Genomic DNA, 8,942 nt, shown 5'->3' on the forward strand with positions numbered 1-8,942 from the left:
CCCCACCCGGGCGCGTCAATTCAGCATGGTTTTGCGGGAGTTGGGTGTCCGGATCGGTGTCTGGCGGCTCTCGTGACCGGTTCGGACAATACACGGACCGGGAGGGAGCGAGTATGGAGGTGGCATGTGCGGCGGAGCTGAGGGCGGAATCCTGGCCCGTCTCCACGACGCCGTCCTGCTGGACCTGGACGGCGTCGTCCGGGTCGGCTCGCGGCCCGTGCCGCACGCCGTGCCGGTGCTGAACCGGCTGCGGGACGCGGGCTGCCGTACCGCCTACGTGACCAACAACGCGGGCCGGCCGCCCGCCGAGCTGGCCGGGGAACTGCGCCGGCTGGGGCTGGCGGTGGCGGACGGGGACGTGGTGACCTCCGCACAGGCCGCCGCACGGCTCGCGGCCGAGCGGTGCGCGCCGGGGGCGCCGGTGCTGGTCGTCGGTTCCGAGGCACTGCGTACGGCGGTCGCCGGGCAGGGGCTGCGGCCCGTGGCGTCGGAGCGGGACGGGCCCGCCGCCGTGGTGCAGGGGTTCACGCCGACGGTGTCCTGGCGGGAGCTGGCCGAGGCGGGCTACGCGGTGGCCCGGGGGGTGCCCTGGATCGTCACCAACACCGACCTGACCGCGCCCACCCAGCGGGGCGTCGCACCGGGCAACGGCGCGCTGGTCGCCGTCGTGCGGGCCGCCACCGGGGCGGAGCCGGCGGTCGCGGGCAAGCCGTCGGCCGCCCTGTTCCGGGAAGCAGCCGAGCGCACCGGGGCCCGGCAGCCGCTGATGGTCGGTGACAGCCTGGACACCGACGTGCAGGGCGCGCGCCGGGCCGGGTACGACAGCCTGCTGGTCCTCACCGGCCGCACCGCGCCCGCCGACCTGTTCGCCGCGCCGCCGCACCGCAGACCCACCCATGTCGGGCGGGACCTGCGGGCGCTGTGCGCGCCCCCGTTGACGGCGGAGCGGGAGCCGGACGGGTCGTGGCGGTGCGCGGGCTGGCACGCCCGCGTCACGGACGGGAAGGTGCTGCTGGCGGGGCACGGCGAGCTGGACGCCGGGCTGTGGGCGGCCTGTACGGCGGCCTGGTCCGTGCCGGGGACACCGGATCCGGCCCGGGCCCTGGCGGTGCTGGACCGGATCCCGGAGACCTAGCCGAGGCCGGTGGCCTCAAGCTCCGCCCAGGTACGCGCTACTGCGGAGGTGGTGTATCCCCGCTCGAAATGCCGGGGATCGGACAGCATCAGCGACACCACCCGGTGCAGTGTCGCGGCGTACCGCTCCGTCGTGCCCGGCCAGCGGGTCGCGTCCAGCATCCAGGGCGGGGTGTCCGGCGACAGCTCCGCCCTGCCCTCCCGCATCAGGGACTTGGACAGCTTGGCGCCGGACGCGGACAGGATGACGGGGGTGAAGACGCGGGCCGGCGGGTGGCTGTCCGGGAAGCAGAGGAACGCCTCGTCCAGCAGCCGGCACCCGGCCGCCCAGTCCGCGCCTTTCACGATGACCGGCATCGCCTCGTCCCGGTCGGCCAGCCGCTCCTTGACGAGGTTGCGGTGCAGGGTGGTCAGGCCGAGCCAGGCCTCGCCGTCGGGCCGTACCTCGGTCTCGTACCGTCCGTGGTCGAGGCAGACGGCGGCGAACCGGGCCCGCCGGGCGCCCGCGTCGAGGAGTTCGGTGTGCTCGCCGGACTTCTGCAGCCAGCCGCACTCGGGGCAGGGGAAGCTGACCGGTACGTGCCCGCTGGACGGGGCCAGCGTCCAGCGCAGCTCCTCCCACCGGGCGAGCGAGGCGAGGAACTCCTCGCGGAACGCGGGGGACTGCTGCTGCCGGGTGTACGTCTCGACGGTGTACGGCACCCCGGTCAGGGCGGTGAGCGCGTCGAACAGGCCGCCGTAGAACCGTTTCACCAGCTCCTCGATCCCGGCCGGGCCGAGCGCGTGGTGGTATGACCGCGTGTACAGCGTGCCGGTGCGCTCGCAGACGCGGGTCTCGTACGGGGCGTTGTCCAGGGCACCGAAGCGGAGTTCGGCCTCCACCCCGAGCCGGGTCCGGGCGGACCGGGCCAGCAGGAAGGCCGCCGTCTGCATGACGTTGGTCCCGAGGTGCGGTTCGCCGTTGATCTGCACCCCCGCGTACAGGGCCAGCCGCCGGGCCGCACGGGCGCGCAGCCGGGGGCGGACGAAGTCGACGCTGTGCTCGACGGCGCCGACGGTGACGCTGACGGGGGAGACGGGCTCGGTGGTCCCCGGGGGTGTGGCGGGCTCCGGCGGCGGGACGGGCGAGGGCATGGGGGCTCCGGCGGGTGTGGACGGTGACAGGGGTCTACCAGTGGTGGCGGGCGGTCGCGGGCGGCAGGTCCAGGACGCGTACCGGCCACGGCGGCGGGGCCGCGTCCGGCGCGTCCAGGCTCTCCAGCCGGGTGGTGGCGGACCGGGCCGCCGTACGCAGCAGGTCCAGCAACTCCTTGCCCCCGCCCGCCTGTTCGGTGCCGTCGGCGCGGTGGCAGGCCAGGCCGACGACGAAGTACGCGAGCGGGTCCGGGCCGGAGCGCCACAGCACGGCCTCCCCCTGCTCCTCCAGGGCGAGGACCCGCTCGGGGTGCTCCAGCGTGAACGCGCCGAACGGCAGCGGGCAGAGCGTCACGGCGGCGATGCGGTAACCGGCCTCGGCGAGCAGGGCCGCCGCCCGGCGCGGGGTCGAGTAGGAGCCGATGGTGAGACCGAGGTCCGCGCCCAGGGCGCGCGCGTGGCCGATGATGGGGCCGGCCCACTTGAGGCCGTCGGTGCCGCCGCTGATCGAGGGATGGGTCCGGGCCGCCTCCGCGGGCAGCGGCACATAGGCGGGATTGCTGGTGACGATCAGCGGGCGGGGCAGCGGCCCGGGGGCGGTCGCCAGCAGCTCGCGGGGGCTCAGCAGCCCGTAGTCGCCGAGCGCGAAGCTGACCCGGCCGTCGGGCGAGGCGTAGTGCCGCTCGGCCCAGCGCAGGGTCTGGCGGCCGTTGTCGACGCCGTGCACCCGTGCCGCGCCGGCCCGGGCCATGGCGGCGGCCGCCGCTCCGCTGCCCGAGCCGAGGTCCAGCACCGTACCCCCGCCGCCGGGCGGCAGCAGGTCGGCGGCGACCCACACGCCGATCTCGGTGTCGGCCGGCTCGAAGAAGACCTCGGGCTCACCCGGCGGCTCCAGGTCCTTTGGGGTCAGATGGGTGTACGCGTCGACCCGTGACACGGACGGCATGGCACGCTCCTTCCGGGCAGGCGGAGTGGTGAGGGGTCAGCCGGGCAGGGAGCCGCCGGCGTGCTCCAGGACGGCCATGGCGCTGGGCAGTTTCATCGCGGCCTGCGTCCAGGCCAGCGACCGGGGCCCGTCCAGCACCTCTCCGGCGACCTCGTCGCCCCGGTGGGCGGGCAGGTCGTGCAGGAACAGCGCCCGCGGCCACCGCGCCAGCAGCGGACCGTCCACGTGGAACGGGCGGAAGACCTCCCGCCAGGAGGGATCCGGTTTGCTGGTCCCGGTGGTCTGCCAGCGTGTGGTGTACACGACGTCCGCCTCGGCCGGCGCGTCCGCGAGATCGTGGATCTCCTCGATCCGGGCCCCGGTGGCCTCCGCGCACTTGCGGGCCGTGGCCAGCGCGTCGGCGGGCAGACCGTAGCCGGGCGGGGTGGCGAAGGTGACGCGGGCGCCGGGCACCGTCGCCAGGCCGTGGGCGAGGGCGGTGGCCGAGTTGTTGCCCTCCCCTGCGTACAGCACCCGGATGCCGCTCAGGTCGCCGAGGGCCAGCGACAGTACGGCGAGGTCGCACACGCCCTGGGTGGGGTGCTCCTCGGCCGCCATCGCGTTGATCACCGGCAGCCCGCCCGCCCGGGACAGCTCCCGCAGCTCCGTCAGCGGGCCCGCGGTGCGCGCCACCAGCAGGTCGAGCATGGCACCGAGGACCCGGCCGGTGTCCGTCACCGACTCGCCGGTGTTCAGCTGGAGGTCGCCGGGGCCGTACGCGACGGGTGTGCCGCCGAGCCGTACGGTGGCGCTCTGGAAGGCGGTCCGGGTTCGGGTGGAGGTGCGGGTGAACAGCACACCGACCACACGGTCCCGCAGCGGCCGGTCGTGGCCGCCCCGGTCCCGGAACAGCTCGACCGACCTGGCGACCAGCCGGTGCAGCCGCGCCGGCTCCCACTCGGCCAGCGAGAACAGCCCTTGCTCCGCCGCGGCGGCCGGGGCGCCGAGGAGGGAGGAAAGTGCACCGGCGGGATCACGCATGGACACTCCTTCGTGGGTTCGGGGCGGTTCCACCGTCATGGGCCGCCTCCCTCGGACTCCGTCAGCAGGCCCGCCGTGAGGAAGGCGTCCCGGGCGCCGTCCACCCCGAGCACCCCCGTCTCCTCGAACAGCCGCAGCGCGTGCCGCGCGGCCTCCCGCATCGCCCGCTCCGTCGCGGCGCGCGGGTAGGAGTCCCGTACGACCTCCTCCACCTGCGCCGCGCCGAGCCCGGCGGCGGCCAGCGCGGCCCGCACCGGGCGCAGGTCGGGCAGCAGGCTGGAGCGGACCAGCCCCGGCAGGCAGCGGGCGACACGGACCCGCTCCGAAGGCGACTGCCGGGCCCACAGCTCGCGGAAGAAGCGGGCGAAGAAGGCGTGGTGCCAGCCCTCGTCCCGGGCGTGGTCCCGCACGATCTGCCGTACGACGGTCAGCACCCGCGGGTCCTTGGGCACGTCGTTGAGGATGGCGGTGACCAGCGTCTCGAACACGACGACCTGGAGCAGCTGGGCCAGCACCGGCTGTCCCGGCAGGGCCTCCCGGCCGACCGTGTCGAGCCGGTCCCGGAACGGCGTGAAGTCGTACGGCACCGGCTCGACGCCGGAGGCGTCCGCGATCTGCCGGATGACGTCGAAGCTGTACAGCGCGTGGTAGCCCTCGTCGCAGTAGATCCGGAACGCGTCGAGCCGGGTCTCCGCCGTGGTGTCGACACCGCTGCGGCCCGTCGCGATGCGCTGCGTGGCGCGGTTGACCACCTCGGTCTCGAAGTGGGTGGTGAAGCCGAGGTACTGGAACAGGTGCCGGGCGGCCAGCGCCTCCCGCGCGCGGCCGGGCAGCGCCAGCACCAGGGGGTGGGCGGCGTACGGAATGAGGTCCGGCGGGAAGTACAGCTGCCCGGCGCCCAGTTCGTCCCGCAGCAGCCGGCGCGGGTCCCGGCGGACGCCCGCCCGCGTGTACCAGTCCCGCTCCCCGCCGTCGGCGATCATCACCGTGCCCCCTCGGCGGCGAGGAGCCGTACCCCGGGCAGCGGGCCGGATCCGGTCATGCCGTGCGCGTGGCGCCAGACGGGGGAGTACACGGTGTCGAGGTACCGGTCGGCGCCGTCGGGGCACAGACAGGCCGCGCTGGTGCGCCGGGTGTCGGCCCGGAACAGCCGCAGTGCCGCCGCGACCAGGGCTCCCGCGCTGGCGCCGACCGCGATCCCGGTGCTGTCGCGCAGCCACAGGCACACCGTGACCGCCTCCGCCGGACCGACGTGCACCGTGGGCCGGTGGCCGTCGGGCAGGAAGGAGGACCGGCGGCTGGAGCCGAGACCGGACAGCAGCCGGGGGCCCACCGCGCCGCCCAGCGCCGCCGAGCCGGCCGCGTCCACCCCGACCAGTTCCCAGTTCGCGCCGGACTCGGCGGCGTACCGCCGGAAACCGGCGAGGGTGCCCCCGGTGGACACGGCCACCAGCACGCTCATCGGCTGCCCGCCCGTCTGCCAGTGCAGTTCGGGCGCGGTGCCGGTGGCGTGGGCGGCCGGGTTGGCCGGGTTGTGGTACTGGTCGGTCCACACCAGGTCCGGCTGTTCGCGCAGCAGGGCCCGCACCCGGGCGAGCCGGTTCAGGAGGTAGCCGCCGGCGCCGTCCGGGGTGTCCACGGTGACGACACGGGCGCCGAGCGCGCGGATGTCGTGCAGCAGCGCGGCACTGGTGCGCGGGTCCACCACCGCGGTGAACGGCACCCGGTGCGCGGCGGCCAGCGCGGCCAGGGCCAGGCCGAGGTTGCCGGACGTGGACTCCACCAGCCCCGCGCCCCGCTCCACCCGGTCCGCGACGTCCCGCCACAGGGCGAGCGCCGTACGGCCCTTGATGGACCCGTACGGGTTGTACCCCTCCAGCTTCAGCCACAGCTCCCGCGGAGTGCCGGCGATCTCCAGTCCGAGGCGGACCACCGGAGTCGGCGCCAGGCCGTCCCCCGTCCCCGGTGCCCAGGTCATCCGGGCGTGCCGTTTCCGGTGGCCTCCTGCCAGACGTACCGCGCGACCTGGGCGTGGGTCGCGTACCAGACGTCACCGTGGGCGGCGATGTGGTCCAGCAGCTCGGCCAGGACCACGATCCGCGAGCGGTGCCCGATGACGTGCGGGTGCATCGTCAGCTGGAACAGGCCGCCCTCCGCACGGGCCCCGTCGAACTCGTCCCGCCACAGCGGGACCAGCGCCCGGGGCGGGGTGTAGGGGCGGACGGCGGAGTAGCGGTCCATGTTCAGGTAGGCCGCATCGTCCCGGATCCACTCCGGGGGGATCTCCACCACGCCGGTGGGTTCTCCGTGGGCGAGCAGCTCGTACGGCTCGTCGTCCGCCATGAGGGAGGAGTCGTACTCCAGGCCCAGCTCACGGGTGATGTCCAGGGTGTGCTCGCTGAAGTCCCAGGAGGGGGTGCGGATGCCCACCGGGCGTCGGCCGGTGATCCGTTCCAGGGCGTCCGCGCTCCGGAAGGCGAGGTCCCGTTCGTCCTTGTACTCCAGCTCCGTGGTGCGTTCGTGGATCCAGCCGTGCAGGGCCACCTCGTGGCCCGCCTCCACGTACCCCCTTGCCTCCTCCGGACGCAGCAGAGCGGAGACGGCCGGCATGAAGAAGGTGGCGGGTACGGCGTGCCGCTCCAGCAGGCCCAGGATGCGGGGTACGCCGGCGCGGGCGCCGTACTCGCCCTGCGACAGCTTGCCGGGCATGACCTCGCCGTCGCGCAGCGGGATGGTCTCGTGGTCGGGATCGAAGGAGAGCGCCACGGCGCAGCGTGCCCCGCCCGGCCAGGACGCGGGTTTCAGTCCGCGCCCGGCGCGGACACGGCCGACGTGCCGCCGCCACTCGGTCTCGTCCCACTCCCAGGGGTGCCGGGGTGTTCCCGCGGACGCGGAGTTCGCCATGGATGGGGCCTCACCCTCACTCGGGCCTGCGGGGGTCCTCGTCCGAGCATGTCAGCGCGTCGGCCCCTGGTCAGGGGGCGGAATCCGCCATCCTGTCAACGGTCGGCCCTGTCCGAATCCCGTGCGCCGGGGCCGCCGGGGACTGTCCGGCACGGCCGCGCGGTCCCTACGGTGAGGGGGTACCGCCTCCTCGTTGTCCCGCGGTGAGGGGGGTGCCGCCTCCTCGTGTGCCGCCGCTGCGGGCCGTGCCGCCATCGGGCCGGGCCCGGGAAGGAGAACGGCCGCATGACACCTCCGCCTCGGGCCGCGCGGCGTGCGCCGGATGCCGGCCCCGTCGGTGCCGTCGTCGGTCCCGAGCTGCTCGGCGAGGCCCGTCGGCTGGCCCCCGACGCGGTGGCGTTGCGCCGGGCCTTGCACCGGGTACCGGAGCTGGGGCTCGAACTGCCGGACACCCAGCGGTTGCTCCTCGACGCGCTCGACGGGATCGGTCTCGAGGTCCGTACCGGCCGTGGGCTGTCCTCCGTCACCGCGGTCCTCGCCGGCGCGGCCGACGGGCCGACGGTCCTGCTGCGGGCCGACATGGACGCGCTGCCCGTCACCGAGGACACGGGGCTGCCGTTCGCCTCGCGGAACGACGGGCTGATGCACGCCTGCGGGCACGACGTCCACGCGGCGATGCTGGTGGGCGCGGCGCGGCTGCTCGCCGGACGGCGGGAAGCGCTCGCGGGGCGCGTGGTGTTCATGTTCCAGCCCGGCGAGGAGGGCCATCACGGCGCCCGGCAGATGATCGAGGAGGGGGTGCTGGAGGCGTCCGGCGTCCGGGCGGCCGCCGCGTTCGCCCTGCACGTGCACCCGAACCTGCCGGCCGGGACGGTACGGCTGCGGCCCGGGCCGCAGATGGCGGCCTCCGACCGGTTCCGGGTCGTGGTCCGTGGCCGCGGCGGGCACGCCTCGGCACCGCACTCCGCCTGTGACCCGGTGCCGGTGGCCTGCGAGATCGTGCTCGCCCTGCAGACGGCGGTCACCCGGGGTGTGGCCGCCGACGACAGCGCCGTGCTCAGCGTGACCCGGCTGACCGCGGGCACCGCCACCGGCGTCATCCCGGACACCGCCGAACTCGCCGGGACCCTGCGCACGTTGGCCGAGCCGACCCGGCGGCGGCTGCACGAGGCGATCGACCGGGTCGCCCGGGGCGTGGCCGCCGCGCACGGGGCGACGGCGGAGGCGACCGTCGAGACCGGCTACCCGGTCACCGCCAACGACGCCGCCTTCACCGACCTCGTGCTGTCCACCGCCGCCGACGCGCTCGGCGCCGACGCGGTGGACGTGCTGCCGGCCCCGCTGATGACGGCGGAGGACTTCTCCTACGTACTGCGGGCCGTCCCCGGCGCCCTGGCCTTCCTCGGCGCGAGCCCCCCGGGCACGGCACCGCACGAGGCCCCGTCGCTGCACTCGTCCCGCATGACCGTCGACGAGGACGTGATCGCCACGGGCATCGCCTGCGAGGCCGCCGTGGCCCTCGCCTTCCTCGCCGGCCACGCACCGGAGCCGGCCCGATGACCGCGTCCGACGGCGGCCCGCTGGCCGTGCCGCCGGATGGGGGGTCGGTGGCGGCTGCGGACGGTGGTCCGGTGGCGGTGCCTGACGGTGGTCCGGTGGCCGTGCCCGGGAGCGTTCCGGTGTCCGCTGCGGACGACGGCCTGGTGGCCGCGTCCGACGGCGGCCCGCTGGCCGTGCCGCCGGATGGGGGGTCGGTGGCGGCTGCGGACGGTGGTCCGGTGGCGGTGCCTGACGGTGGTCCGGC

Annotated in this window: 8 protein-coding genes; 2 read left to right on the forward strand and 6 right to left on the reverse strand. The window is 75.5% G+C overall.

What is annotated here, in order from left to right:
* The first annotated feature begins 124 nt into the window (after nt 1-124).
* On the forward strand, nt 125-1,135 hold the full coding sequence (locus tag ACZ4U1_RS08805; RefSeq protein ID WP_467901351.1) for an HAD-IIA family hydrolase: 1,011 nt from the start codon (nt 125-127) through the stop codon (nt 1,133-1,135).
* On the opposite strand, the gene ACZ4U1_RS08810 is transcribed toward ACZ4U1_RS08805, so the two are convergent.
* The 6 genes from ACZ4U1_RS08810 to ACZ4U1_RS08835 are packed head-to-tail and all read right to left on the reverse strand — an operon-like array spanning nt 1,132 to nt 7,138.
* Complete coding sequence (locus ACZ4U1_RS08810; RefSeq protein WP_467901353.1) at nt 1,132-2,268, reverse strand: hypothetical protein; 1,137 nt, start codon at nt 2,266-2,268, stop codon at nt 1,132-1,134. The genes ACZ4U1_RS08805 and ACZ4U1_RS08810 overlap by 4 nt on opposite strands.
* A gap of 34 nt (nt 2,269-2,302) precedes the next feature.
* Nucleotides 2,303-3,214 (reverse strand): methyltransferase domain-containing protein, encoded by a 912-nt coding sequence (locus ACZ4U1_RS08815; protein ID WP_467901355.1) that lies wholly within the window; start codon nt 3,212-3,214, stop codon nt 2,303-2,305.
* Between the two features lie 36 nt (nt 3,215-3,250).
* Entirely contained in the window at nt 3,251-4,234 is a 984-nt protein-coding gene (locus ACZ4U1_RS08820) for an ornithine carbamoyltransferase (RefSeq protein WP_467901357.1), read from the reverse strand.
* A 35-nt stretch (nt 4,235-4,269) separates the two neighbouring features.
* The gene (locus tag ACZ4U1_RS08825; RefSeq protein ID WP_467901476.1) at nt 4,270-5,217 is read right to left on the reverse strand and encodes a diiron oxygenase; all 948 of its coding nucleotides are present in this window, start codon (nt 5,215-5,217) and stop codon (nt 4,270-4,272) included.
* The gene (locus tag ACZ4U1_RS08830; protein ID WP_467901359.1) at nt 5,217-6,212 is read right to left on the reverse strand and encodes a pyridoxal-phosphate dependent enzyme; all 996 of its coding nucleotides are present in this window, start codon (nt 6,210-6,212) and stop codon (nt 5,217-5,219) included. The genes ACZ4U1_RS08825 and ACZ4U1_RS08830 overlap by 1 nt, the downstream gene beginning before the upstream one ends.
* Entirely contained in the window at nt 6,209-7,138 is a 930-nt protein-coding gene (locus ACZ4U1_RS08835) for a polysaccharide deacetylase family protein (RefSeq protein WP_467901361.1), read from the reverse strand. Before ACZ4U1_RS08835 ends, ACZ4U1_RS08830 begins: the two co-directional genes overlap by 4 nt.
* Nucleotides 7,139-7,423: 285 nt before the next feature.
* Here ACZ4U1_RS08835 and ACZ4U1_RS08840 point away from each other — a divergent pair, with 285 nt between their 5' ends.
* Nucleotides 7,424-8,698 carry a M20 metallopeptidase family protein gene (locus ACZ4U1_RS08840; RefSeq protein ID WP_467901363.1) on the forward strand — a complete coding sequence of 425 codons (1,275 nt, stop codon included), beginning with the start codon at nt 7,424-7,426 and terminating at the stop codon, nt 8,696-8,698.
* Nucleotides 8,699-8,942 lie beyond the last annotated feature (244 nt).

This window comes from Streptomyces sp. NPDC028928, from assembly GCF_055564915.1.

Bases quoted from the DNA above. Each gene is read 5' to 3' on its own strand.
- ACZ4U1_RS08815 (WP_467901355.1), bottom strand. From the start codon at position 3,214: ATGCCGTCCGTGTCACGGGTCGACGCGTACACCCATCTGACCCCAAAG.
- ACZ4U1_RS08810 (WP_467901353.1), bottom strand. From the start codon at position 2,268: ATGCCCTCGCCCGTCCCGCCGCCGGAGCCCGCCACACCCCCGGGGACC.
- ACZ4U1_RS08830 (WP_467901359.1), bottom strand. From the start codon at position 6,212: ATGACCTGGGCACCGGGGACGGGGGACGGCCTGGCGCCGACTCCGGTG.
- ACZ4U1_RS08840 (WP_467901363.1), top strand. From the start codon at position 7,424: ATGACACCTCCGCCTCGGGCCGCGCGGCGTGCGCCGGATGCCGGCCCC.
- ACZ4U1_RS08835 (WP_467901361.1), bottom strand. From the start codon at position 7,138: ATGGCGAACTCCGCGTCCGCGGGAACACCCCGGCACCCCTGGGAGTGG.
- ACZ4U1_RS08805 (WP_467901351.1), top strand. From the start codon at position 125: ATGTGCGGCGGAGCTGAGGGCGGAATCCTGGCCCGTCTCCACGACGCC.
- ACZ4U1_RS08820 (WP_467901357.1), bottom strand. From the start codon at position 4,234: ATGCGTGATCCCGCCGGTGCACTTTCCTCCCTCCTCGGCGCCCCGGCC.
- ACZ4U1_RS08825 (WP_467901476.1), bottom strand. From the start codon at position 5,217: ATGATCGCCGACGGCGGGGAGCGGGACTGGTACACGCGGGCGGGCGTC.